1 protein-coding gene and 1 pseudogene are annotated in these 1,544 nt (G+C 64.9%); both read left to right on the plus strand.

Annotation, left to right across the window (positions count from 1 at the left end; genetic code table 11):
- Window positions 1-496 (plus strand): annotated as a pseudogene (locus tag HMPREF1155_RS05245) (sodium-dependent transporter); the annotation flags it as partial.
- A 219-nt stretch (window positions 497-715) separates the two neighbouring features.
- On the plus strand, window positions 716-1,544 hold an 829-nt coding region (locus HMPREF1155_RS05250; protein ID WP_009078119.1), incomplete at its 3' end, for a sodium-dependent transporter.

Consider the following 1,544-nt stretch of genomic DNA (forward strand, 5'->3'; position numbering starts at 1 on the left):
GAGCGTCTTCAACCAGATGTGGGGCGGCCAGATCTGGTGCGCGCTCTTCTTCGTGTTCATGAGCTTCGCGGCCCTTTCGACCGTCATCACGGTGTTCGAGAACATCATGAGCTTCACCGTCGATCAGTGGGGCATCTCGCGCAGGAAGGCCGTTGCGATCAACGGCGTCTTGCTCGCCGTGCTCTGCCTGCCCTGTGCGCTCGGCTTCAACGTCTGGTCGGGTTTCGAGGTTCCGGGCCTGGGGAACATCCAAGGCATCGAAGACTTCATCGTCTCCAACAACCTGCTGCCGCTCGGCGCGCTCGTGTTCCTCGCGTTCTGCACGTGGAAGCGCGGCTGGGGTTGGGACAAGTTCATCGCCGAGGCCGATACGGGCGCGGGCGTCAAGTTTCCCGCGGTGCTGCGTCTGTACATGAAGTATTTCGTGCCCGTGCTCGTGCTCATCGTGATCGTCATGGGGTGGATTCCCGTGGTGAGCGCTTGGGTCGGGGCGTAGCATCGGCTCCGTTCGCCAACGGCAGCGACGCAGGCGGGACCGCAGGCATGAGAGATGCGGCTGCGTCGTCTGCGGCTTGCGGTGCGTCGGGCGGCGATATGCTGCGCCGTGGCGGCCGCACCGCGTCGGTCGACGGAACGTCGCGAGCGGCATCGGTGCCGGCATCGGTAAACGTTCGATTCCCCCTGGGTGCGCCCGGGGCGTTCGAAGGGTTGTGCAATGGAATCTCAAAGGGAACGTCTCGGCTCCCGTCTCGGCTTCATCCTCATCAGCGCAGGCTGCGCCATTGGCTTGGGCAACGTCTGGCGCTTCCCCTATATCACCGGCCAATACGGCGGAGCGGCGTTCGTGCTCATCTACATCCTGTTCCTCGTGATGTTCAGCCTTCCGCTGCTGGTCATGGAATTCTCCGTCGGCCGCGCGAGTCGGAAGGGCATCGCGCGCAGCTTCGACGTGCTCGAACCCGCCGGCACGAGGTGGCATGCGTTCAAGTGGATCGGCCTTGCGGGAAACTACCTGCTCATGATGTTCTATACCGTCGTCGCGGGATGGATGCTCTCGTATGTGCGGCGCAGCGCGACGGGCACCTTCGAAGGCCTTGACGCGGCGGGCGTCGGCGCTGTGTTCAACCAGCTGCTCGCCAGCCCCCTCGAGCAGGTGTTCTGGCTTGCCGTGGTCGTGGGGATCGGCCTCGCCGTCACGGGAGCGGGGCTGCAGCGGGGCGTCGAACGCGTGACGAAGATCATGATGGGCGCGCTCTTCGTCGTGCTGCTCATGCTCTGCGTGCGCGCGGTCACGCTGCCGGGCGCCGAGGCGGGCCTTGAGTTCTACCTGGTGCCCGACTTCGGCAAGCTCTTCGCAGGGGACGGTCTGGGCGCACAGCTCTCGACCTTCTCGGAAGCTGTGTACGCGGCCATGGCCCAGGCGTTCTTCACGCTGTCTATCGGCATCGGCTCCATGTCCATCTTCGGCAGCTATATCGGCAAGGACCGCTCCTTGTTCGGCGAGGCCCTGCGCATCGGCGGTCTGGACACCGCGGTCGCGCTCG

Source organism: Slackia sp. CM382, from assembly GCF_000293015.1.
Lineage (GTDB): Bacteria > Actinomycetota > Coriobacteriia > Coriobacteriales > Eggerthellaceae > Slackia > Slackia exigua.